The 23445-nt window shown below is 70.1% G+C and carries 19 protein-coding genes, 1 tRNA gene and 1 pseudogene; 8 read left to right on the top strand and 13 right to left on the bottom strand.

Annotation, left to right across the window (positions count from 1 at the left end):
* Nucleotides 1-12 precede the first annotated feature (12 nt).
* The 3 genes from Pth03_RS06615 to Pth03_RS06605 are packed head-to-tail and all read right to left on the bottom strand — an operon-like array spanning nt 13 to nt 2894.
* Complete coding sequence (locus Pth03_RS06615; protein ID WP_203943221.1) at nt 13-660, bottom strand: LysE family translocator; 648 nt, start codon at nt 658-660, stop codon at nt 13-15.
* Between the two features lie 36 nt (nt 661-696).
* Nucleotides 697-1704 (bottom strand): ROK family protein, encoded by a 1008-nt coding sequence (locus Pth03_RS06610; RefSeq protein ID WP_239118799.1) that lies wholly within the window; start codon nt 1702-1704, stop codon nt 697-699.
* A gap of 20 nt (nt 1705-1724) precedes the next feature.
* A complete protein-coding gene (locus Pth03_RS06605; RefSeq protein WP_203943220.1) occupies nt 1725-2894 on the bottom strand; it encodes an FIST signal transduction protein in 1170 nt (389 codons plus the stop codon).
* A gap of 157 nt (nt 2895-3051) precedes the next feature.
* On the opposite strand from Pth03_RS06605, the gene Pth03_RS06600 reads away from it, so the two are divergent.
* The 4 genes from Pth03_RS06600 to Pth03_RS06585 all read left to right on the top strand — a co-directional run bounded on the left by Pth03_RS06600 (nt 3052) and on the right by Pth03_RS06585 (nt 8351).
* The gene (locus Pth03_RS06600; RefSeq protein WP_203943219.1) at nt 3052-4461 is read left to right on the top strand and encodes a sigma 54-interacting transcriptional regulator; all 1410 of its coding nucleotides are present in this window, start codon (nt 3052-3054) and stop codon (nt 4459-4461) included.
* A gap of 45 nt (nt 4462-4506) precedes the next feature.
* A complete protein-coding gene (locus Pth03_RS06595) occupies nt 4507-6456 on the top strand; it encodes a vWA domain-containing protein (RefSeq protein ID WP_203943218.1) in 1950 nt (649 codons plus the stop codon).
* 255 nt (nt 6457-6711) lie between these two features.
* Nucleotides 6712-7146, top strand: a complete 435-nt coding sequence (locus Pth03_RS06590; protein ID WP_203943217.1) for a hypothetical protein — start codon at nt 6712-6714, stop codon at nt 7144-7146.
* A complete protein-coding gene (locus Pth03_RS06585; protein ID WP_203943216.1) occupies nt 7143-8351 on the top strand; it encodes an MFS transporter in 1209 nt (402 codons plus the stop codon). Before Pth03_RS06590 ends, Pth03_RS06585 begins: the two co-directional genes overlap by 4 nt.
* 57 nt (nt 8352-8408) lie before the next feature.
* On the opposite strand, the gene Pth03_RS06580 is transcribed toward Pth03_RS06585, so the two are convergent.
* Both Pth03_RS06580 and Pth03_RS06575 read right to left on the bottom strand, forming a co-directional pair.
* On the bottom strand, nt 8409-9548 hold the full coding sequence (locus tag Pth03_RS06580) for a cystathionine gamma-synthase (RefSeq protein WP_203943215.1): 1140 nt from the start codon (nt 9546-9548) through the stop codon (nt 8409-8411).
* 52 nt (nt 9549-9600) lie between these two features.
* Nucleotides 9601-10971: a cystathionine beta-synthase gene (locus tag Pth03_RS06575; RefSeq protein ID WP_203943214.1), complete on the bottom strand. Its 1371-nt coding sequence runs from the start codon at nt 10969-10971 to the stop codon at nt 9601-9603.
* 188 nt (nt 10972-11159) lie between these two features.
* Here Pth03_RS06575 and Pth03_RS06570 point away from each other — a divergent pair, with 188 nt between their 5' ends.
* From Pth03_RS06570 to Pth03_RS06560, 3 genes are all read left to right on the top strand, one after another.
* A complete protein-coding gene (locus tag Pth03_RS06570; RefSeq protein WP_308442338.1) occupies nt 11160-12062 on the top strand; it encodes an SGNH/GDSL hydrolase family protein in 903 nt (300 codons plus the stop codon).
* Nucleotides 12063-12109: 47 nt separating this feature from the next.
* Nucleotides 12110-13480: a PQQ-binding-like beta-propeller repeat protein gene (locus Pth03_RS06565; protein WP_203943212.1), complete on the top strand. Its 1371-nt coding sequence runs from the start codon at nt 12110-12112 to the stop codon at nt 13478-13480.
* Between the two features lie 238 nt (nt 13481-13718).
* Nucleotides 13719-14939: an acetyl-CoA C-acetyltransferase gene (locus tag Pth03_RS06560; protein WP_203943211.1), complete on the top strand. Its 1221-nt coding sequence runs from the start codon at nt 13719-13721 to the stop codon at nt 14937-14939.
* A gap of 42 nt (nt 14940-14981) precedes the next feature.
* On the opposite strand, the gene Pth03_RS06555 is transcribed toward Pth03_RS06560, so the two are convergent.
* The 3 genes from Pth03_RS06555 to Pth03_RS06545 form a co-directional block, all read right to left on the bottom strand.
* Entirely contained in the window at nt 14982-15392 is a 411-nt protein-coding gene (locus tag Pth03_RS06555) for a PPOX class F420-dependent oxidoreductase (protein ID WP_203943210.1), read from the bottom strand.
* Between the two features lie 62 nt (nt 15393-15454).
* Entirely contained in the window at nt 15455-15673 is a 219-nt protein-coding gene (locus Pth03_RS06550; protein ID WP_203943209.1) for a DUF4287 domain-containing protein, read from the bottom strand.
* Between the two features lie 187 nt (nt 15674-15860).
* On the bottom strand, nt 15861-16646 hold the full coding sequence (locus Pth03_RS06545; RefSeq protein ID WP_203943208.1) for a Bax inhibitor-1/YccA family protein: 786 nt from the start codon (nt 16644-16646) through the stop codon (nt 15861-15863).
* Nucleotides 16647-16844: 198 nt separating this feature from the next.
* On the opposite strand from Pth03_RS06545, the pseudogene Pth03_RS42350 reads away from it, so the two are divergent.
* Nucleotides 16845-18446, top strand: a pseudogene (locus Pth03_RS42350) (sensor histidine kinase); the annotation flags it as partial.
* Between the two features lie 54 nt (nt 18447-18500).
* On the opposite strand, the gene Pth03_RS06535 reads toward Pth03_RS42350, so the two are convergent.
* From Pth03_RS06535 to Pth03_RS06515, 5 genes are all read right to left on the bottom strand, one after another.
* Nucleotides 18501-19481, bottom strand: a complete 981-nt coding sequence (locus Pth03_RS06535) for an asparaginase (RefSeq protein WP_239118798.1) — start codon at nt 19479-19481, stop codon at nt 18501-18503.
* Nucleotides 19478-20239, bottom strand: coding sequence for a Clp protease N-terminal domain-containing protein (locus Pth03_RS06530; protein WP_203943207.1), 762 nt, complete (start codon nt 20237-20239; stop codon nt 19478-19480). The genes Pth03_RS06535 and Pth03_RS06530 overlap by 4 nt, the downstream gene beginning before the upstream one ends.
* A gap of 153 nt (nt 20240-20392) precedes the next feature.
* Nucleotides 20393-20465: transfer RNA gene (locus tag Pth03_RS06525), tRNA-Leu, on the bottom strand.
* 586 nt (nt 20466-21051) lie between these two features.
* Nucleotides 21052-22419, bottom strand: coding sequence for an NAD(P)/FAD-dependent oxidoreductase (locus tag Pth03_RS06520; protein WP_203943206.1), 1368 nt, complete (start codon nt 22417-22419; stop codon nt 21052-21054).
* Nucleotides 22420-22571: 152 nt separating this feature from the next.
* Nucleotides 22572-23408, bottom strand: a complete 837-nt coding sequence (locus Pth03_RS06515) for a uracil-DNA glycosylase (RefSeq protein ID WP_203943205.1) — start codon at nt 23406-23408, stop codon at nt 22572-22574.
* Between the last annotated feature and the right edge of the window lie 37 nt (nt 23409-23445).

Raw genomic sequence — 23445 nt, 5'->3', positions numbered from 1 at the left:
TCTTCGCAGGCCTCACGATGTGGCCACGACGGCGCGCGAGCGGTCGGCCGCCAGTTTCACGGCGAAGGCCCCGAGCAGGGTGCCCATGGCGTAGCGCTGGAACCGCAACCAGGTCGGCCGGGTGGCGAGGAAGGCGGCCAGGCTTCCCGCGGTCAGCACGATGACGGTGTTGATCGCCATGCTGATCACGATCTGCACCGACCCCAGCATGAAGCTCTGGGCCATGACGTGGCCCGCCGCCGGGTCGATGAACTGGGGCAGCAGCGACATGTACATCACGGCGGCCTTCGGGTTGAGCAGGTTGGTGACCAGGCCCATCATGAACAGCTTGCGAGGCGGGTCGGGGCGCAGCGCCTTGGGCTGGAAGACCGAGACCCCGCCGGGCTTGAGGGTCTTCCACGCCAGGTAGAGGAGGTAGCCCGCACCGATGAGCTTGATCGCCGTGTACGCCTCGGGGACGAGGGCGAACACCGCCGTGAGCCCGAAACAGGTGGCCCCCAGATAGGCCATGAAGCCCATGGCCACCCCGGTCAGCGAGGTCAGGCCCGCCCGCCGCCCCTGGGTGATCGACCGTGAGACCAGGTAGGCCATGTTGGGCCCCGGGGTGAGCACCATCCCCAACGCCACGAGCGCGATCCCGGCTAGTGCCCCGAAAGTCATGCGAATCGCCTTTCCCGCGACATACGTGTGATCAGACTAGCGAGGGCCCCAATAGCGGTCGGCGGCCAGGATCAGCGCCGCGGCCCCGATGAGCCCGGCCTCCTGGCCGAGCGCGGCCGGCACGACGCGCACCCGCGTGGCGAACTCGATGCGCGCATGCTCGCGAAGCGCCTCCTCGAGCGGGCCGAACAGCAGCGGGCCGGCCTGGGAGAGCCCTCCGCCGATGGTCACGACCTCGAAGTCGCACAGGCTCGCGGCGGAGGCGACGGCGATCCCGACCGCGCGCCCGGCGCGGGTCATGGCGGCCATCGCGATCGGGTCGCCCTCCTTCGCGTCGGCCGCCAGGGCGCGGGCGTTGGCGGCCGCGGCCTCCTTGTAGAGGCCCTCGCCCGTTTGGGCGTGGGCTCCCGGGCGCCAGCCCTGGGCCACCGCCCATTCGGCGAGCCCCGGGCCGCGGGCGATCGCCTCCAGGCAGCCGCGGCCTCCGCACCGGCACGGCGGGCCCACCGGGTCCACCACCACGTGGCCGATGTGGCCGGCGTTGCCCGTACCGCCGTCGATCAGCCGGCCACCGAGGATGAGCCCGCCGCCGACGCCGGTGGAGACCACCATCCCGAGCATGTTTTCGCTGCCCCGGCCCGACCCCTGCCAGTGCTCGGCGATGGCCACGCAGATCGCGTCGTTGTGGACGCGCACGGGCACGCCGGGGAAGCGGGCGGCGATCCGGTCCCTGAGCGGGAAGGCCCGCCAGCCCGGCATGTTGAGCGGCGAGACCTCGCCGGACGGCCAGAACATCGGCCCTCCCGACCCGACGCCCACGCCCGTCACCTCGTCGGGCCGGGCGGCCCCGGCGGAGGCGCCGACGAGGCCGTCGAGGAGGCCCTCCAGCGCCTTCCACAGCGTCTCCGCGTCGCCGCCCGGAGGAGTGGCCACCCGGCGGACGCGCATCAGCGTGCCGTCCTGGCTTACCAACCCCGCGGCGAACTTCGTCCCGCCGATGTCGACGGCCAGCACCACACCGCCCGTGCCTGCGCTGTCGGCCACGGCCACGCTCCTCTGGGGGGTTATGACGAGAACACCAGGATTGAGGCGGTGAAGCCGTGCACGTGGTTGTGCCCGCCGACGGGACCCACCTCGCCCGCGGCGAAGAACCCCGCAACACCGATCGGTCCGAGGGTGTCCCTTATCGCGAGAGCATCATGATCAGCTGACCCGAACATCGCGGAGCCCCGGCCGTTGCAGGAGAACACCAGCGCCCCGTCGACCCGGCCGACCTGCTCCAGATGGGCGTCGAGCAGTTCGTAGAGGTCCTCGTCGGCGGTCTCCGCGTCTCTCACCTGGAAGCGCACGGTCCTGCCGATCTCCAGGACGTCGCCCACGGCGACCGCCTCCCGCTCGGGATCGATGCCCAGCACTCCCCTGATGAGGAAGTCGCCGCGCTCGTGCCGCTCGGCGTATTCGTCCATCGCGACACCGATCTGTAACCCCGAGGCGACCAGCTCGCGGTCCTCCTCGTCGAGGTCGCTGACGATGTCCTCCAGGCGGGCCAGGGCGGGCTGCCCGGCCAGCTCCAGCAGCAGGTTCTCCTCGGCCCGGGTGACGGCCATCGACGGCCCGATGGGGCGGCACCCCTGGCTGACGACGGTGCCGATCGTGACCGGGCCGCTGAGGATCACCCCGATCGCGCCCTCCTGGTAGACCTCGCCGTCGGCGAACAACCGGACCGACCCCCGCCCCTGCAGGCCGTTGGCCAGCCCGCCGATGATCGGCAGCGTGCCCAGGACCTCGTGGGAGTGCTCGATGAACGCGTCGGTCGGGAAGCTGTAGGGGTCAGACAGCAGAATGGCGACCTGGTCGTCGAGGGCGCGGTCGGGCAGGCCCACGACCACGAACCTGTCGCTCGTACGGAGGGTCTCCAGCGCGAACGTGGTGGCTCTGGCGTCGCCGAGGGAGGCCGCCCAGGCGCTCACGGCGGAGGTGAGCTCGACTCCCCTGGCGTCCCCGATCACTCCCGTGGCGCTGCAACCGATCACATGGGCGTTCGGCACCATGGCCATCGCCCGCCGTCCGGCGCGGACGATCTCGTCGGGATCCTCGCCGCAGATGAAGAAGCACACCAGGTCGGGGGGTCCCGACAGCCCGGACAGTGCCTGGCGGATCGCGACCTCGGCCGCCTCCCCCAGATCGGCGTGCACGGCGAGACCATCGGCGAAGCGGCTCGTCAGTACCGCCATAGCCCCGCCCCCTGTTCGCTAGCGGATCTCCTTGCCCGATTCTCCCCACTACAGGGACAACAACGCACGCAACGCGTCACGCGATGGTCAAGATCCGGAATTCGGATCAGGCGAACCGGGATGCCGACTCCCAGGATGGGGACGTAGTCTCGGCAGCGTGCACAAATCGCCCGCGCCTGCCAGCAGCACTCTGCGTGAACTGCGCGAGAGTGGACACCGCCACCGGACCGTGAAGGCCGAGATCCGCGAGAACCTCCTGGCCCGGCTCCGGACCGGCGAGCCCCGCTTCCCCGGCATCATCGGCTTCGACGACTCGGTGCTTCCCCACCTGGAGCGCGCCCTGATCGCGGGGCACGACCTGGTGCTCCTCGGTGAGCGCGGCCAGGGCAAGACCCGCCTGATCCGCACGGTCACCGAGCTTCTCGACGAATGGTCGCCCGTCGTCGCCGGATGCGAGATCAACGACCATCCGTACGAGCCCGCCTGCGTGCGCTGCCTGCGCCTGGCCGCCGAACTCGGCGACGACCTTCCTGTCGCGTGGCGCCACCGCGACGACCGGTACGGCGAGAAGCTCGCCACGCCCGACACCTCGGTCGGCGACCTCATCGGAGACATCGACCCCATCAAGATCGCCGAGGGGCGCACCCTGGGCGACCCGGAGACCGTGCACTACGGCCTCGTGCCGCGCACCAACCGGGGCGTCTTCTCCGTCAACGAGCTGCCCGACCTGGCCGAGCGCATCCAGGTGTCGCTGCTCAACGTGCTGGAGGAGCGCGACATCCAGGTCAGGGGTTACAACCTGCGGCTCCCCCTCGACATCCTGCTCATCGCCAGCGCCAACCCCGAGGACTACACGAACCGGGGCCGGATCATCACCCCGCTCAAGGACCGCTTCGGCGCGGAGATCCGCACGCACTATCCCCTGTCGGTCGAGAACGAGCTCGTCCTGATCCGCCAGGAGGCCGCGCTGGACGAGCTCGGCGCCGATCTGCCCGACCACCTCCTGGAGGTCATCGCCCGCTTCACCCGGCTGGTGCGCGAGTCCACCGCGATCGACGCCCGCTCCGGCGTCTCCGCCCGCTTCTCGATCGCCGCCGCCGAGTCCGCGGCGGCCTCAGCCGTACGGCGGGCGGCCCTGACCGGCGAGGAGCACCCGGTGACGCGGATCTGCGACCTGCCCGGTGTGGTGCACACCCTGCGCGGCAAGGTCGAGTTCGAGGTCAGCGAGGAGGGCCGTGAGATCGAGGTGCTGGCCCACCTGCTGCGCAGGGCCACGGCCGAGACGTTCCGCGGCTCGCTCGGCGGCACCGATCTCGCCCCGCTGATCGACAAGTTCTCCGAGGGCGTGCAGGTCGAGTCGGGCGAGCTGGTGCCGGCCCACGAGCTGCTCAAGCGGATCGGCAGGGTCGACGGCCTCGCGAAGATCATGTCGCGGCTCGGGCTCGGGGAGGGCGAGGAGTCCCCCGGGCACGCCGCCGCCGCGCTGGAGTTCGCCCTGGAAGGTCTCTACCTGATGCGCCGCCTCTCGAAGGACGAGGTCGCGGGCGGATCGGTCTACCGGACATGACCGGCCGCCCGCACACCTTCCTCGTCCGCGGGTTAGCGTGATCTCGTGGCATATCGGTACGGGGAGTTTCACGAGGGGCCCGATCCGCTGGCCCCGCCGTACGACGTGCGCGGGGCGCTCGACGAGATGGGCGACGCGATCCTGTCCGGCTCGACGCCCCTCGACGCGCTGCGCGACCTGCTCAGGCGCGGCCTGCCGGGGGCGGCCGACCGGCGCGGCCTCGAGGACCTCCTCAGGCAGGTACGGCGACGCCGCCGCGAGCTGAGGGACAACACGCGCCTCGACGGAACGCTGGAGCGCGCCCGGGCCCTGCTCGACAAGGCGATCGGCCAGGAGCGGGCCGAGTTGTTCCCCGACCCATCCGACGACGCGCGGTTCCGGGAGGCCTCGCTCGACGCGCTGCCCTCCGACACGGCGCGGGCCGTCCAGGAGCTCGGCGAGTACGACTGGAGGTCGGCGGCGGCCCGCCAGACGTTCGAGGAGCTGCGCGACCTGCTGCGCAGGGAGGTGCTGGACAGCCAGTTCCGCGGCATGCGGGACGCGCTGGCCAACCCGGACCCCGCCGCCATGGAGCGGGTCCGCCAGATGATGTCCGACCTCAACGACATGCTCGACCGCGATTCGCGGGGCGAGCACACCCAAGACGATTTCGACCAGTTCATGCAGAAATATCGGGATATGTTTCCCGAGAATCCGCGGAACCTCGAGGAACTGGTCGACATCCTCGCCCGCCGGGCGGCGGCGACGCAGCGGCTGCTCGCCTCGCTGACCCCCGGCCAGCGCGAGGAGCTGTCCGGTCTGATCGACCAGGCGCTGCAGCAGGCGGGCCTTGCGGAGCAGATGCGGCGGCTGGGCAACGCGTTGTACTCCCGCCGCCCCGATCTCGCCTGGAACACACCGGAACGGGTCTCCGGCGACGAACCCCTGGGCATGGGCGACGCCGTGACCGCCCTGCAGGACCTCGCCGACCTGAGCGACCTGGAGACGGCCCTGCGCCAGGACTACCCGGGCGCCCGGCTCGACGACATCGACGAGGACGCGATCAGGAGGGCCCTCGGCCGCTCCGCCGTGGACGACCTGGACGCCCTGCGCCAGGTGGAGCGTGAACTGGAGGCCCAGGGGTACCTCCGCCGCCACCGCGGCAAGCTGGAACTCACCCCCAAGGCGGTCCGCCGCCTCGGGGAGACGGCGCTGCGCCGCGTCTTCTCCTCGCTCGAGTCCGGTCGTCGCGGCGACCACGACCAGCACGACGCGGGCAAGGCGGGCGAGCTCACCGGATCCAGCCGCCCCTGGCGGTTCGGCGACGAGCAGCCGATCGACGTCGTGCGGACCATCGTCAACGGCGTGCGCCGGGCACCCTCCCCCTCAGGCCGGGTGGCCCTCACCGTCGACGACTTCGAGGTGGCCGAAACCGAACGGCGCACCGCCGCGGCGGTGTGCCTGCTGGTCGACCTGTCGTACTCGATGGCACTTCGGGGCACCTGGGCGGCGGCCAAGCAGACGGCGCTGGCGCTCCAGGCCTTGGTGGCCTCCAAGTTCCCGCAGGACGCCGTCCAGATCATCGGGTTCTCCAACTACGCCCGGGTGCTCCAGCCCGACGAGTTGGCCGGCCTGGAGTGGGACATGGTCCAGGGCACCAACCTGCACCACGCGCTCCTGATCGCGGGCCGCCATCTCGACCGGCATCCCGACTTCGAGCCCGTGGTCCTGGTCGTCACCGATGGTGAGCCGACCGCCCATCTCACCCGCAGCGGGGTGCCGCGCTTCGAGTGGCCGCCCTCCGCGGAGACCCTCGAACTGACCCTGGCCGAGGTCGACAAGATGACCCGGCGGCGGGCGACGCTCAACGTGTTCATGCTCGCCGCCGACGAACGGCTGAAGGACTTCGTCAACGAGGTCGCCCGGCGCAACGGCGGCCGCGTGTTCTCCGCCAGCGCCGACCGTCTCGGCGAATACGTCGTCAGCGACTTCCTGCGGGCCCGGCGCTCCCGCTGACCTGTCAAGGCGTGGACGATAATCGATTGCCGATCCTGCTGCGATCCACGGACGATATTCATAGGGGGTGCCGACCGTTCCACGATCGTGGAGGGAGAGCCCGATGTTCGCCGCCGTCGGCCTGGTCGTCCTCATGATCGCCACAGGCCTGATGTACGAAATGTGTGTGCACAACCGTCCCCGCCGCCGTCGTTGATCCAGATCTTGCCGTCCGCTCATTCCCCGATCGCGGAGTCAGGCGATAACTTGGGCGACATGTCGTTCCTCGACAAGCTGCTCCTGTGGCTGCACATAGGCTTCGCCGTCTTCGCGATCGGACCGCTGACGGCGGTGACGAGCGTCACGCCCCGCTACATCAGGGCCCGCGACGTCAACGTCCTGAAGTACCTCAACCGGTCCACCCGGCTCTTCGGGCTGCTGACGCTCGGCGTGTTCGTCTTCGGACTGGCGCTCGGCCGCAGTGCGCTGGCCAAGCCGTACCTGTCGGTCTCGATGACGCTGTTCATCGTGGCCGCGGTGTTGCTGGTCATCATCGACCGCGACCAGCGGTCGGCACTGCAGGCGCTGTCGACCGAGAACACCGACGACGACGCCAGGGTGCAGACGGGGCGGATCGCCGCCTTCTCCGGCCTCGTCGCGCTGATCTGGCTGGTGATCCTCTTCCTGATGGTCTTCTTCAACCCCTCGTGATCCCCGATCTGCCCCCGGCGGTCTCGCGACGGCGGGCCGTCTGGGCGGTGGTGGCCCTCGCCGTGGCCGCGTTCGCCTACGTCACCGTCGAGCTCCTCCCGATCGGGCTGCTCACGGTCATGGGGTCCGACCTGCACCGGTCCGCGTCGGAGATGGGCCTGATCGTCACCGGCTACGCGACCGTGGTCGTGCTGGCCTCGGTGCCGCTGGCCAGGCTCGCCCTGCGGGTGCCCCGCCGTACGCTGCTCGCCCTCACGCTGGGCGTGCTCACGGCCGGCACGCTGCTGACCGCGGTGGCGCCGAGCTACGAGGTGCTGCTCGCCGCGCGGTTGCTCACCGCGCTGACCCAGGCACTGTTCTGGTCGGTGGTCGCGACCACCGCCATCGGGCTCTTCCCGCCGCGATCGCAGGGCCGGGTGGTCGCCCGCCTGTCGATCGGCAACTCCCTCGCTCCCGTCTTGGGCGTCCCCGCCGGCACCTGGCTCGGCCAGCAGGCGGGCTGGCGGGTCTCCTTCCTCGTGGTGTCGGGCCTCGGCCTGCTCACCTGCATCGCGATGATCACGCTGCTTCCCCCGGCCGGCGCCCGGGGAGCCGAGGCGATGCGAGGTTCCATGCCCGACGCCCGCAGATACGGGATCCTGCTGGCCGCCACCGTCATCGGCGTCACCGGCTTCCTCACCGCCTTCACCTACATCACCCCGTATCTGCAGGAGGTCAGCGGTTTCGCCCCGCAGGCCCTGGGGTCGCTGCTGTTCGTCTCAGGCATCGCCGGCGTCATCGGGACGATCACGGTCGGAGCCTTCCTCGACCGGCGCCCGCGCGGAGCGCTGATCGTGCCGCTGGCGACGGTGAGCGGCGGCCTGCTCGTGCTCTACGTGCTGGGCGCCGCCCAGCCCGCCGCCGTGGCCGGATTGTGCCTGGCCGGGCTGGCGTACAGCGCGCTGGCCACCGCCATCCAGAACCGCACCCTGCAGGTCGCGCCGGGAAGCACCGACGTCGCCTCCGCGGGCACCAGTTCGGCCTTCAACGTCGGCATCGCCGCAGGCTCCCTGCTCGGCGGGGCGCTCCTCGACCACGTGAGCACGCACAGCGTGGCGCTCACCGGCGCCGCCCTGGCCGCCGTGGCGCTCGTCGCCCTACTCGGCGAGCCCTGGCTGGTCCGGCCCGTACGGCAGGCCGACGCCGAGCCGGCGACGGCCTGCTGAACGGCGCCTCCTGATCAGCGCCTCCTGATCAGCGCCTGTTGATCAGGGGCGACCGACCTATCCGAGGGCCTCGCTCAGGTCGGCGAGCAGGTCGTCGATCGTCTCGATGCCGACCGAGAGGCGGACGAGGTCGGCGGGCACCTCCAGCGGCGAGCCCGCGGCCGAGGCGTGCGTCATCCGGCCGGGGTGCTCGATCAGCGACTCGACTCCGCCGAGGGACTCGCCCAGCGTGAACAGGCGGGTGCGGCCGCAGATCGCGACGGCCTCCTCCTCGCCGCCCGCGACGCGGAACGAGACCATCCCGCCGAAGCGGCGCATCTGCTTGGCCGCCACCTCGTGCCCGGGGTGGCCGGGCAGGCCGGGGTAGAGCACCTCGGTCACCTTCTTGTGCGACAGCAGCATGTCGACGACCCGCTCGGCGTTGTCGCAGTGCCGGTCCATCCGCACGCCGAGCGTCTTGAGACCCCGCAGGGTCAGCCACGAGTCGAACGGCCCGGCCACCGCGCCGATCGCGTTCTGGTGGTAGGTGAGCCGCTCGCCCAGCTCACCGGAGCGGGCGACCAGCGCGCCGCCCACGACGTCGGAGTGACCTCCCACGTATTTGGTCGTCGAGTGCACCACCACGTCCGCACCCAGCGCCAGCGGCTGCTGCAGGTACGGCGAGGCGAACGTGTTGTCCACCAGGAGCAGGGCGCCGCTCTCGTGGGCGATCTGGGCCAGGGCCACGATGTCGGCGATGCCGAGCAGCGGGTTGGTGGGCGTCTCCACCCAGATCGCCTTGGTCTCGGGCCGCATGGCCGCCCGTACGGCGTCGAGGTCGCCGAGCGGCACCGGGTCGAAGCTCAGGCCCCACCGCGACAGGACCCGCGAGAAGAGCCGGTAGGTGCCGCCGTAGGCGTCGCCGGGGATCAGCACGTGGTCGCCGGGCTCGCACACGGTCCGGATCAGCGTGTCCTCGGCGGCCAGGCCCGACGCGAACGCCAGGCCCCGCGCGCCTCCTTCTACCGCGGCGAGGGCCTCCTCCAGCGCCGACCTGGTCGGGTTGGCCGACCGGCTGTACTCGTATCCGGCGCGCAACCCGCCCACGCCGTCCTGCTTGTAGGTGGACACCGCGTAAATGGGCGGCACGACCGCGCCCGTGTGCGGGTCGGGTTCCTGGCCTGCATGGATGGCCAGGGTCTCGAAGCCTTCGTTCATGTGTCGAGCGTAGTCGCTGGTCCCGCCTGCCTCTGGCGTCGCGCCCGGGCCGTTACCTGCTTGCGAGGAAGGCCAGCAGGTCCTGCCGGGTGAGCAGGCCGACCGGCTTGCCGTCCCCGAGGACGACGGCGGCGTCGGCCTTCTCCAGCGCCTCGACCGCGCGCGCCACCGGCTCTCCCGAGCCGATCATCGGCAGCGCCGCCGACATGTGCCCCTCCAGCGGGTCCTCGGAGCGGACCTTGCCGCGGTAGAGGCCCTCGAGCAGGTCGCGCTCGACGATCGAGCCGACGACCTCGGCCGCCATGACGGGCGGCTCCTCCTTCATGACCGGCAGCTGGGAGACGTTGTACTCGCGCATGATCGAGATGGCGGTGCCGACCGTCTCGTGCGGGTGGACGTGCACGAACTCGGGCAGCCCCGTCGTCTTGCGGCCGAGCACGTCGCCGACCAGACCCTCGTCGCTCGGGCTCGTGAGGAAGCCGTAGTCGGCCATCCACTCGTCATTGAAGATCTTCGAAAGATATCCGCGCCCGCCGTCGGGCAACAGCACCACGACCACGTCGTCCGGCCCCGCCTGCCGGGCCACGCGCAGCGCCGCCACGACGGCCATGCCGCAGGATCCGCCGACGAGCAGGGCCTCCTCGCGGGCGAGCCTGCGGGTCATGGTGAAGGAGTCCTTGTCGGAGACCGCGATGACCTCGTCGCAGATCGTCGTGTCATAGGTGGCGGGCCAGATGTCCTCGCCGACCCCCTCGACCAGGTACGGCCGGCCGCTGCCGCCGGAGTAGACCGAACCCTCGGGATCTGCTCCGATGATCTTCACGCGGCCGCCGGAGACCTCCTTGAGGTACCTGCCCGTGCCGCTGATGGTGCCGCCGGTGCCGACGCCGGCCACGAAGTGGGTGATGCGGCCCTCGGTCTGCTCCCAGAGCTCCGGGCCGGTCGAGTGGTAGTGGCTCGCCGGGTTGTCCGGGTTGGTGTACTGGTCGGGCTTCCACGCGTTCGGCGTCTCCCGCGCGAGCCGGTCGGAGACCGAGTAGTAGGAGTCCGGGTGGTCGGGCGACACGGCGGTCGGGCACACCACGACCTCCGCGCCGTACGCCCGGAGCACGGCGATCTTGTCCTGGGCCACCTTGTCCGGGCAGACGAACAGGCAGCGGTAGCCCTTCTCCTGGGCCACGATGGCCAGCCCGACGCCCGTGTTCCCCGACGTGGGCTCGACGATCGTGCCTCCCGGCTTGAGCGCGCCGCTCCGCTCGGCGGCCTCGATCATGCGCAGAGCGATCCGGTCCTTCACCGAGCCGCCCGGGTTGAAGTACTCCACCTTGGCGAGGACCTGAGCCTGGATGCCCGCCGTCACCTTGCGCAACCGGACGAGCGGGGTGTTCCCCATGAGCTCGACCAGGGAGTCGTTTACCCGCACCGCGTAGACCACCTTGGTTTACCGAAGCTTTGTCAGCTTGCCAGCAGCCGGGGTCCCGAGGGGGTGGCCGGGAGTCGGCTAATTTCTTAAACCGTACCGTGACGTAGGGAGAGCGGGTGATCTGGACGTCCGGCGCGGCGCGTGCCGCGCGACGCATTGCCACAGCCGCAGCACTGGGTGGTGGTGGTTTGACCGCATTGGGAGCAATTACGTACGGCCTGCTCATCGCCGAGGCGGCGGTGGCCCGCCGAATCGTGGGCCAGCCGCATGGCCTCAACGGGCCCAAGTCCGACGGCGTCTACGGCGATTACCCCGGCGAGCCGATCCGCATGGTCGTGCTCGGGGACTCCACCTCTGTGGGCCTCGGCATGACCGACCCCGACGACACCCCGGCCGTCGTGATCGCGCGTGGGTTGTCCGCCGTCGCCGAGCGGCCCGTACGGCTGGACGTGGTCGGCCTTTCCGGGGCCGCCTCCGCCGACCTCGATGTTCAGGTGGACCGGGCGATCGAGGCCAGGGTGGAGGTCGCCGTCATCTTCGTCGGGGCCAACGACGTGACGACGGCCACCCTGCCGGCCCGTGCCGTACGGCATCTGCAGAAGACTGTGCGGCGGCTCAGGGACGCGGGCGCCGAGGTGGTCGTGGGCACCTGCCCCGACCTGGGGACCGTCCGGCCGATCGCGCAGCCGCTGCGCTGGGTGACCCGGAGGTGGTCGCGTCAACTGGCGGCGGCCCAGACCGTCGCCGTGGTCGAGGCGGGCGGGCGCACGGTCGCGTTCGCCGACCTTCTCGGCCCGGAATTCGCCACAAATCCGGCAGAAATGTTCGGACCCGATCGTTTCCACCCATCTGCCCGAGGCTACCTACAAGCCGCGTACGCAGTGCTACCGTCTGTATGCGCCGCGTTGGGGTTGTGGCCCGGACCAGAACCCGTGCGCGTCGAAGGATCGCAATACCTTCTGGCGGCAATGGCCGTGGAGGAACCCGGCACCGAGGTCATCGCGACCCATGTCGCCGGCAGGGCGGTCGGCCCCCACGGACGATGGGCGGCACTGCTTCGCCGGAGACCTGGGCCGATGACGAGCGGCTAGGGCCGGTCACCCTGCGCGGCCAGTGCATCACCCCCTGTAGGAGTGACATGACCCGGCCTCACGCGAAACCTCCCCTTGTACTCGCCGCAGCCGCACTGCTTGCCGGCGGGGCCCTGACCTCGTGTTCCAGTGACGAGCCCGCCGGCCCCACGGTGAAGTCGTGGCAGAACACGCAGATGAACGCCGTCAGCCGCGCCACCATGGGCGCCGGCGTGGCGGCGGCCACGTCCATGAGATCCGACGGCTCCCTTGAGACCGTCACGCTCGACCTGGCCACGGGCAAGCGGCTGTGGGCCACCCCCGCGACGATGGCCGGGCGGCTGCCCGGAATGGGAGTGCAGGCGCCCGCCACGGTGGAGACCGGTCCCGGGCAGGCGGTCGTCGTGGCGGTCGACCCCGCGAAGGACGCCTCGAAGAGCTCGCGGTGGAAGGCCACGGTGGTCGCCAGGGACGCCAAGACCGGCCGGCAGAAGTGGGCCCGGCCCATCGAGTCGACCTTCGGCCCCCAGCGCTGCGGGCCGTACGTCTGCCTGTCGGAGAACACCGCGTTGTCGTCGGCCAAGATGGTGGTGCTGGACCCGCAGACCGGCAAGACCCTGTGGCAGTTGGCCGGCATCGCCGAGGTGGAATGGTCGAACGCCACACAGGTGGTCTTGTTGCGGCTCGCCTCCCACCCCGTGCTGGAGGCGCACTCGCTGAAGACGGGCAAGGTGGTCTGGCAGGTGCCCATCGAGCAGGCGCTCGGCGCGGGCGTCGACCTGTCCGGCGGGTGGGCGTTCGGGGCCACAGGGGACAAGCTGGTCGGCTACGTCGCGCCGTACACCAATCCCCAGACGAAGAAGACCTCCACCTTCGGCCTGTTCTCCGTACGGCTCGACGACGGCGTCGTCGACTGGATGCGCCCCTCGGTGGTGCGGGTCTACCCCAGCGGCAACCCCGCGTTCGCGCCCGTCGTCAGGCCGGTCGACGAGCAGGGGCAGTACGGCGGCTTCGCCCGGCTCGACGGGGAGACGGGACGCGTGCTCGGGCAGATCACCCCGACCCAGGTGCCCGGCTCCGGCTGGTGGCTCGCGTTCCCCTCGGCGATGGACAAACTGGGGTTCCTCAAGCACGACGCCGCCGGGTCCGCCTTCGACCTGAAGACCGGCGAGCCGGCCTCGGTGAAGGGCACGACCGGGTGGTCGTTCTGCGTCACCGATCCCCGCCCGCTGCCGCTTTCCGGAGCGACCCCCGGGTTCTACGCCATCGCCGCGCTCTGCGAGTTCGACCTCGCCACGGGCAAACGGACCAGTTCGGCGTCCGCGCCGCCCGCGTGGTTCACCGGCAGCCAGAACGGCTGGCGGCTCTGGCGCGACGAGAAGGGCGCCCTGCACGCCGTCAACGACGGCAGCGCCACCACCCCCGGCATGTACGGGTAGAGGCGTCTCCATGGCGGGCCTGGGGCGCCCTCAGGCGTCCCCTTCCCTCGTCACACTTGGTCGCTCCCCGCGCGCTCCTCAGTCCAGGCAACGCCGCGCCCCGGGCGGGAGTGCTCTGGTACAAAGTTCTGTTTCATCCCGCCCTGGGCGTGGCGGAAGCCGTACCGGAGGGTAACCTCCTGCGAAGGAGGGCCGCCCGACCCTGAGTGCGGTGGCCGGAGAGAGCAGGGAGAGTGACATGCCTGAGGCAGTCATCGTGGCAACCGCGCGGTCACCGATCGGCCGCGCCTTCAAAGGATCTTTGAAGGACATCCGTCCCGACGACCTGACCGTTCAGATCGTCCGTGCCGCTCTCGCCAAGGTGCCGCAACTCGACCCGAACGACGTGGACGACCTCATGCTCGGCTGCGGCCTGCCCGGAGGCGAGCAGGGGTTCAACATGGCCCGGGTCGTCTCGGTGCTCCTCGGGCTCGACGGCGTGCCCGGCACGACCGTCACGCGCTACTGCTCGTCGTCGCTGCAGACGACCCGGATGGCCTTCCACGCCATCAGGGCGGGTGAGGGTGACGTCTTCATCTCGGCCGGTGTGGAGACGGTCTCCCGGTTCGTCAAGGGCAGCTCCGACTCCCTCCCCGACACCATGAACCCCCTCTTCCTGGACGGCAAGGCCCGCACCGACAAGGCCGCGGCCGGCGGGGCCCCCGTCTGGCACGACCCGCGCGAGGACGGCGGGATCCCCGACGTCTACATCGCCATGGGCCAGACCGCGGAGAACGTCGCGGCCCTGAAAGGCGTCTCCCGGCGCGAGCAGGACGAGTTCGGCGTGCGGTCGCAGAACCTGGCGGAGAAGGCCATCGCCAACGGCTTCTGGGAGAGCGACATCACGCCCGTCACGCTGCCCGACGGCACCGTGGTGAACAAGGACGACGGCCCGCGCGCCGGCACCACATACGAGGCGGTCTCACAGCTCAAGCCGGTCTTCCGGCCCGACGGCACGGTGACGGCGGGCAACTGCTGCCCGCTCAACGACGGAGCGGCCGCGGTGATCGTCATGAGCGACACCAAGGCGGCGGAGCTGGGGATCACCCCGCTGGCGCGGATCGTCTCGACCGGCGTCACCGGCCTGTCTCCCGAGATCATGGGCCTCGGCCCCGTCGAGGCGTCCGGGCAGGCCCTGGCGCGGGCGGGCATGGCCATCGGCGACGTCGACCTGGTGGAGATCAACGAGGCCTTCGCCGCTCAGGTGATCCCGTCGTATCAGGAACTCGGCATCGACCTCGACCGCCTCAACGTGAACGGCGGCGCGATCGCGGTCGGACACCCCTTCGGCATGACCGGTGCGCGCATCACGTCCACGCTGATCAACAGCCTCAGGTTCCACGACAAGTCGATCGGCCTGGAGACCATGTGCGTCGGCGGCGGCCAGGGCATGGCGATGGTCCTGGAGCGCCTTTCCTGACGGTGTGCCGGGGATCCCGGGGTTCCGGGATCCCCGGACCTGTCAGCCGTGGTGGTCGGGACCGGCCTTGGCGGGCGTGACCCGGATGATGACCCGCTTGTCCCTGACCATCGCGGCGCGGTAATCGTCCCAGTCGGGATGCTCGCCGCTGATGTTCCGGTAGTAGGAGACCAGGTGGTCCATCGCCTCCGGCAGCGAGATGATCTCCGCTGTCCCCTCCACCTGGATCCACGGGCCGTAAAAGCCGTCGTTCATCACGGTCAGCACGGCCTGTGGGTTGTTCTGCAGATTTCGCACCTTGACCGCGGTCTCGCGGCTGCTGATCACGATGTTTCCGCCGTCGTCGACGCCCACGGTGACGGGCGATGTCTGGGGGCGCCCGTCCGGGTGCCAGGTGAGCATGACCGCACGATGGTTGTTCCTGACGAACTCACGCGCCTTGTCGAGATCCATGAACACAATGATGCGCCCACACCGAGACGGTGCGGGCGCAGTGATTCGTACCGGGACCTTTCCTAGAAGCGACGACGCCGCTCGTGCTCCAGGACGATGGCGGCGGCGTAGCCGTGGGTCAGCCCGTGTTCGTCTGCGAGCCACGCGGCCCGCTCTTCGCATCTGAGGAACGACGGGCCGTTGTCGATGGCTTGGAACCACTCGGGGAGGTCGCGCCCGGTGATGGACGGGACGCGTGCGATCAGCTTTGTCTGTGTCTCCGGTGAGTGGTTCAACGACATGGGCACCTCCACGGATCGGGCTGCTTTGTGTCACAGTGCATCACCCGCCAGTGCTTGACAACCCCCTAGAAGACATCAAGTTGTTACAGATTGTTGATCAAAAGTTTTGCCCTAGGAATCGCCTGTCCTGATATTGGGCAAGAAAAGGGCGCTCTTCGGGAAAGAAGAGCGCCCTTTGTCCGTCTAGCTAGTCGTTGTTCGTGAAATAGCTGATGAAGCGGAGGATCTCCAGGTAGAGCCAGACGAGGCTCAGCGTGAGACCGAAGGCCATCAGCCAGGAGTACTTCTCGGGGACACCGGCCCGCGCGCCCCGCTCGACCTCGTCGAAGTCGAGAAGCAGGAAGAAGCACCCGAGCAGGATGGCGACGATGCTGAAGATCCAGCCGATCGGGCTGTCGGTGCGCAGGCCGAGCCCCCCGTCGACGAAGAAGCCCGCGATCAGGTTGAGCAGGGCGAGCCCCACGAACGCGAAGGCCGCCGCGATGACGAACTTGGTGACCTTGGGGGTGGGCCGGAAGATCTTGAGTGCGTAGACGGCGAGCATGCCGCCGAAGGCCACCATCGTGCCGAGCACCGCCGACAGGACGATGCCGCTGTACAACGACTCGTACATGCGGCTGACGACACCGACGAAGATGCCGTAGCAGACCGCGTAGCCGAGGATGAGCGCCGGGTTGGTGCTCTGCCTGAACGAGACGATCAGCGCGAGGACCACGCCCACGAGGGCCGAGAGGGCGGCGACGCCGAAGGACACGTTGAAGTACCACGCGAGAGCGCCGGAGACGACGAGCGTGCCGAGCGTCATGAACCCGCGTACCACGACGTCGTCGATGGTCATCGGCCGCGACGTCGGCGGCGAGTACGACGGGGCGCCGTACATCGCGTCCAGTTGCTGAACGCTCGGCGTCGGCGTCGACCAGGTCCGCTGACCTGTCGAACCACGCCGGCTGAATATGGGGTTCCTGCTCTCCATCGCTGCCTCCACGACGCGACCGTCTGCTCAGCTTCTTGCGCGGTTGAAACGGAATAGTGCCACGAAGCGCCGCTCCCGCAAGGGAATCGGCGCTCCGCCACCGTCTGCAACGATCAGGGGACGCACTGAGTTCCCCGCTTTCCTTCCGCGCCGGCGAGCCTTTCCTGACCGCATGACCACAGCCGGCACCAAACTTGGATGGTTCTTTTACTTGAACCATTAAAGTGTGATGTTAGCGTGGGTCGTGGCGGTTCCGGCCCGGAAAACGCGAGATTCGCGAGGACATCAGCGGGCCGCCCCGGCGTTCCCGGCGCGTACGGCCGGACGAGCCGGGCGATCGCGGCAGCCGATGCCCCGCCAAAGAGGAACCTCACGCGCCATGGTGAGGAGGGCGTGATGCGCGGCCTCATTTCACAAAAGGGACCAGGATCGGCGGGCACTCGATCGCTTCGGCAGCGGTTGTGGGGCGGCTCGATCCGCGGCCGGATCACCCTCCTGGTCACCATGCTCGCCGTCGTCGTGCTCGTGCCCACGGGCCTGCTGGCGGGTTCGATGGTCCGGCACGCCGTGACGGACACCGTCTGGCACGACGCCCAACGGCAGTCGAACGCCGTCGCCGCGGACGTGCGCGCCGGACGGCTGGACGGCACGATCACGCCCACCGTCGCCGGAATCACGCTTGTCCAGGTCGTGGCGCCCGACGACCGCATCCTCGCCGCCTCGCCGGATGCCCGTGGTCTTCCCCCGCTCACGTCCGTGTGGCCGCGCCCCGACAATCCGCAGATGAACGTGCGGGCCTGCCCGCCGGGAGGCAACCCGTGCCTCGACCTCTCCGCCCTCCGGGTGCATCCCGCCGCGGACTCCCCCGTCATCTATGCGGGCCGACCGGCCGGCGGGCCGAGCTCGCAGGGAATGTTCGACTGGCTCTTCGCCGCGGAGGTGCTGGGCTTGGTCCTGCTGACCGCGTGGGGCGCCTGGAAGATCGCCGGCCGTACCCTCCGGCCGGTCGAGGACATCCGGGCCGAGCTCGCCTCCATCAACGTCGTGCATCAGGGCAACCGCGTGGCCGAGCCTCCGGGCCATGACGAGATCGCCCGGCTGGCCAGGACCGTCAACAACACGCTCATCCGGATCGAAGACGCGAAGCTGGCCACCGAGGAGGCCCTTCAGCGGCAGCGGCAGTTCGCGGCCGACGCCTCCCACGAGCTGCGCACGCCCCTCGCCGGGCTCCGCGCCCAGTTGGAGGAGGCCCGGCTCCATCCCTCCGAGACGGACCTGCCTGCCGTGTTGCAGCAGACGCTGCACGACGTCGACCGGCTTGAAACGATCGTCACCGACCTGCTCCTGCTCGCGCGGGTGGGGGCGAACCCGAGCGGGGAACGACGGCCCGTCGACCTCGCGTCCCTGGCGGAGGACCAGGCTGCCCGGCGGCTCGAAGCCGTGGAGATCAGCATGACGCTGGAGGCAGGGCTGACGGTCATGGGCAGCCGGACCCACCTCTCCCGGCTGGTCGCCAACCTGCTCGACAACGCCGTACGGCACGCCCGCCATGCCGTACGGGTCCGGGTGTACCGGGCAGGCACGAGCGGGGAGCTGTCGGTGAGCGACGACGGCGCGGGGATCAAGCCCGCCGATCGGGAGCGGGTCTTCGAGCGGTTCACCCGGCTGGACACCGCTCGCAGCCGTGACAGGGGCGGCAGCGGGCTGGGCCTTGCCATCGCCCGGGAAATCGCCGTCGCGCACAAGGGCGTCCTGTGGGTGGAGGACGCGCCGGAAGGGGGCGCCCGCTTCGTGGTGCGGTTGCCTCTCGCGGCTCCGGACGGCCTGGCCGGTGGCGGGCCGGACCAGGGAAGATCACAACCTGCCGAACCACTCGCGGACGGCGCCTCTGCCGCCCGAACCCAGCGCGACCATCAGGGCGGCACGGGCCTTGACGGCCGCGAGGCCCCGGGCGCCGATCGCTCCGACGGTTCCCGCGAGGCCGGTCGCGGGAGGCAGCGCATCCAGCGGAGTGTCGAGTGTCCGGCATCGTGAGGCCACGACCACGGGAATGTCCCAGTCCGACAGCTCACTGATCGCGGCGAACAGGGTGACGGGGACGTTTCCTGCTCCGGTGCCTTCGAGCACGACCCCCCGTGCCCCGGCGTCCACCACGGCGGTCAGAAGCACGGGATCGATGTCCGGATACGTCTTGATGAGTGCGACGTGCGACTCCGGCTCGCCCCGCGGATCCGGTGGCCTCGGCGGCGGCACGGCCAGCATCTCGACCTTCCGTGCTCCGGAACGAGGGGTGAGGCGGCCCAGCAGCGGCGCCGAGGCGAACGCGGGTGCCCGTGCGGCGTCCACCTGGGTCACCCAGCGGGCCGCATGCACCTCGCCGTCGAGGCAGACCACCGCGCCCGCGCCGCGCAACACCGGGTCGGCCGCCGCCGCCAGCGCCGACGCGAGATTGCGGAGCCCGTCGGACGCCGGGTCGTCCAGCGCGCGGAGCGCTCCGGTCAGCACGATCGTCCCCTGCCGCGCGGCCGGCCCGGCCATGAGGTCGGTGAGGAACGCCGTGTCCTCCATGGTGTCGGCCCCGTGCGTGATCACCACTCCGTCGAACCCCTCGTCGAGGATGGCCGCCCGCGCCCTACGGGCCAGGGCCAGCATGGCCGAGGGCGAAAGGTCCCAGCTCGGCTCCACCATCACGTCTTCGGCCACCACGTCGGCGGCGACCTCGCCCGACGGGATCATGGCCAGCAGTTCGGCTCCTGTGGCCAGCTTCGGCGGGCCGTACGAGTAGGCGATCGTGTCGCCGGTGGCGAGCAGGAGCAGCCGCGTCCGCGGCATCATGCCTCGGGACCTTTGACGCCCGACTGCCGTTCGAGGTGCTCGACACGTTCGGCCAAGGGCTGGATCTCCTGCCGGACGAGGGCGCCGATCTGCGCGAGCAGCGCCTCCTGGCCTGCCGCCTGCCTGTCCTGCGTCTGGGCCCGGAGGTGGACATATCCGGCGAGGGCCGCGACGACCGCGCGGCGGGTGAGCCGGAGCTCGGCCCCTCTGGACCGCAGGACCTGCCCCGCCGTGCCGTCCGGCTCGGCGACCAGTCCCAGCAGCAGGTGCTCGCAGCCGATGTAGTTGTGGCCGAGCGACTGGGCCTCGGTGACGGCCATTTCGAGCGCGTTCGCCGCGGGACCGCTGAACCGGTTCGCCATGCCGCCGGAGCCGTCCGGCGTTCCCCGCACGTGCTGGGCGAGGTCCCTCCCGATGGCGGCGGGGTCGATCTCCATGGCCCGCAGCACGTGGAGGGCCAGGTTGGCCCCCTCCGCGACGACGGCGGCGAGCAGGTGCTCGGTGCCGATGAGGGCCGCACCCTGCGACCTGGCCTGGTCCAGCGCCAGCCTGAAGACGGCCCGCGCCCGCGCAGTGAAGTGCGCGAGCCGCCCGGATGGATCGTCGAGCTCCAGGTCGCCGACGACGGTCTCCCTGATGGCCGTCACCCGGCGTACCGCCTGCTCGAGGGCGCGCTGGCAGATGGCGGACACCGGAAGGCCGGCGTCTTTGACCGCCTCGGCGAGCTCGTCGGGGAGGTACACGTTCACCTTTGGCATGACCCCTGTATAACCCCTATGGGGTCATATGACAAGGCCGGAGTGGTTCGCAGGGAAGCCGGCCGGAGAAACGTCCCGGGACTTGAGAGGCGTCGGCACCAAAGAAGCCCGTGACCGTATGGTCACGGGCTTACTCATGCTTGGCAGGGACTGTGCCCCCGGTGGGACTCGAACCCACAACGCAGCCCTTTTAAGGGGCTTGCCTCTGCCGTTGGGCTACGGGGGCGCCGCGATCATATGCCACGGATCGCACATCTGTAACTGGTTAGGCCTTACGCCGCTTGTCCCCCTTTCCGGACACTGTGAACGGCACGGGCCCCGGCGCCCCAGTCTCGGGACGGCCGGTCTGATGGTGGACGCGGCACGCGCCGAAATCGTTGGCAAGAATCACGCAGCAGACCGGTACGGTTGCCACTTTCCATGACATCACCACCCGGCCGACCGGCAGGCACCCGATGCCCGCCCACGCATGTATGCCGAGGTGGGACGCGGGGCAGCCGCCTCCATGCCGATGTGCCGGTGATCGGGATCGTGAGGCTCCGGCCGTACGCGAAAATGCCGGCCGGCGGCTCCAAGAGGCGGTACGTAAGTGCAGTGGGGGCCAAAGGAGACGCCATAGGGGCGGCCTCGGCGACGGCGCACGGGGGCGGCCCCTTCCCGATCACCGTAACAACACTGAGCCCCACTCTCGTCCGCCCCTCCGTCGCAGTCGCTTCTGGACCGCACCGCCGACGGAAGGGATGGCCGGCATCGTGCTGAAGGCGCCGGTGCGGCACGCGCCCCCGGCGGAACGCGTGCCGTACGGTGTCGATCTAGGCCTTGCGCTCGCCCTGGGCTGCGGCCTTGAACACATCACGGGGGTGCTCCAGCTCGCCTAGCGAGACGGTCTCCCTCTTGAAGAACAGCGACAGCGTCCAGTCGGCCATCACGCGGACCTTGCGGTTCACCGTAGGCACCCGCGAAAGATGATACGTCCTGTGCATGAACCACGCCGGAATCCCGCGGAGCTTGACCCCGTAGACGTTGGCGACGCCGCGGTGCAGGCCGAGACCGGCGACGGAACCGACGTACTTGTGCCGGTAGTCCTTCAGCGGCTCGCCCCGGAGGTAGGCCGTGATGTTGTCGCCGAGGACCTTGGCCTGCCGCACGGCGTGCTGGGCGTTGGGCGCGCAGTACTGCCCCGGGTTGGTCACGTCGGGCACGCCCGCGACGTCTCCCGCCGCGAAGGCTCCCTTGACGCCGGTGATGGTCAGCCGGCTGGTGGTCATGATGCGTCCACGCTCGTCGAGGGGCAGGTCACCTGCGTTGACGATGGGGCTGGCCTTCACTCCGGCCGTCCAGACGATCGTGGCGGACTCGAAGACGTCGCCGTCGGAGGTCTTGACCAGGCCGCCCTCGCACGACTGCAGGAGGGTCTCCATCTTGAGCTCGATGCCGCGCTCCCGGAGCTGCTCGGCCGTCCACTCGCCCATCTCGGGGCCGACCTCGGGCAGAATGCGGTTGCTCGCCTCGATCAGGACCCAACGCAGGTCCTTCTTCTCGATGCTCGGGTAGTACTTGATCGCGTCCTCGGTCATGTCCTCGAGTTCGGCCAGGGCCTCGATGCCGGCGAACCCGCCGCCGACCACGACGAAGGTCAGCGCCCGGCGGCGCACATCCTCGTCCTCGCTGGAGTCGGCCCGGTCGAGAAGGGCGATCACCCGGTTCCTGAGCGCGATCGCCTCTCCGACGGTCTTGAACCCGATCGCCGCGTCCGCGAGGCCGGGGATCGGCAGCGTACGCGAGATGGAGCCGGCGGCCATGACGATGACGTCGTACTGGATCTCCCGCGCCTGGCCCACGGAGGGCTCGAACGTCACGGTCCTGGCCTCGTGGTGCACCTTGGAGACCTTGCCGTTGAGGATCCGGACCTTGGGCAGTATCCGGCGCAGCGGAGCCACGACATGGCGTGGAGAGATGTTGCCTGCCGCCGCCTCCGGGAGGAACGGCTGGTAGGTCATGTAGGACTGCGGGTCGATCAGCGTGATCTGCACGGTCCCGTCACGCAGCTCACGGCGTAGCGTGCGCTGGAGGCGCAGGCTGGTGTAGAGGCCCACGTATCCACCGCCGACGATGACAATGTGCTTCGACTTGCGGTTCACCAGGGATGCCCTTCGTGCCTCGAGTGCTTGTGAAAGCATTCACAAGCTTACGTCACGAGATGGCATCGGCACCAATCCGCTCTGAGCGGAAATTTCTCCATCCTTCTCAAACAAGCAGGTAGTGGCGCATCTTCTGCGCGCAAAGATCGCAGAACTTTCCCAAGTGATCGACTTCACACTCGTGAAAGCGTTCACAAGCGCTCCTTGGCGCTGTGAGCGGGGCGCTGCGGGGCCTCCTTCGCGAGCTCGACCGCTCTGAAGAACACCGCGTCGAGCATCTCCGCCGTCACCCGCCCGGTGAACGTGTTCTGCTGGCTCGGGTGGTAGCAGCCCAGCAACGTCACGGGGGCCGAGCCGTACGACAGGGGTACCTCCACGCCGTGCCCGAACGGCGGGCGGCGCGGCGGCAACGACAGGCCCGCCGCGCGCAGCGCGGGCCAGACGGCCTGCCAGGCGAACCCCCCGAGCACCACGATCACCCGGACCGACCCGGCCACCAGTGCGATCTCCCTCGCCAGCCAGGGAAAGCACGCGTCGCGCTCCTCCGGTGTGGGCTTGTTGGCCGGCGGTGCACATCGCACCGCGGCCATCACCCGCGCGCCGATCAGCCGCTGGCCGTCGCCCGCATGCACGCTGGTCTCCTGTACGGCCAGGCCGGTCCGGTGCAACGACGCGAACAGCCAGTCCCCGCTGCGGTCGCCCGTGAAGATCCGGCCCGTACGGTTGCCACCGTGGGCGGCCGGGGCCAGCCCGACGATCAGCGTGTGGGGGTTCTCGTCGCCCCAACCGGGGACCGGGCGGCCCCAGTACGTCTCCTCCGCGAAGGCCCGTCGCTTGACCCGGGCGACGTCCTCCCGCCACTCGACGAGGCGGGGACACGCGCGGCACACCGACTGGCGTGCGGCCACCTCGGCGACCGTGCCGCTGCTCGCGGCGAGCGCGGAGACCTCGGCGGCATCGTGCGCGACCGGGGTGTCCGGCCGGGCGAGGTCGTCGGGCCATCCGGATCCGGGAGGTACGAAGCTCATGACTCCGATCGTGCCAGGCTCGCGACCCGGCCCTCGG

The organism is Planotetraspora thailandica (assembly GCF_016863335.1).
Taxonomy (GTDB): Bacteria; Actinomycetota; Actinomycetes; order Streptosporangiales; family Streptosporangiaceae; genus Planotetraspora; species Planotetraspora thailandica.
The sequence above is the reverse complement of the archived record's forward strand: the minus strand, read 5'-3'. Positions and strand labels throughout refer to the sequence as shown.